We start from the raw sequence: 352 nt of genomic DNA on the forward strand, positions 1-352 counted from the left end.
TATTTGCTAGTGTTGTTTTTGGCTTGGGATAAATCGCGCCGATGCCCATCTCCCGCATGATCCTGACAATTCGCTTGCGATTAACAAGGCGATTTTTTTTAGCCAGCTCAGTACGAATACGCCGACTGCCCATAAAGGGATACTGGAGGTGAATTTCATCAATCATACGGCGTAACTCAATCTCCTCAGCAGAGAGACCAATGGGTTGATAGTAAGCGGTCGAGCGAGCAATATTGAGTAGCTCACACTGACGCTTTATTGATAGTTGGGTTGATTTATCCAGCGAATGCTTACGCTGTGCCCGCTCTAACGACCGAGCACTTTCGCCAAAAAATCATTTTCCATCGTTAAC

1 pseudogene is annotated in these 352 nt (G+C 46.0%); it reads right to left on the reverse strand.

The annotated features are described in order from the left end of the window. Positions 1-352 (reverse strand): annotated as a pseudogene (locus HC733_RS22695) (IS3 family transposase); the annotation flags it as partial.

Source organism: Pseudoalteromonas sp. S16_S37, assembly GCF_014694405.1.
Classification (GTDB): Bacteria; Pseudomonadota; Gammaproteobacteria; order Enterobacterales; family Alteromonadaceae; genus Pseudoalteromonas.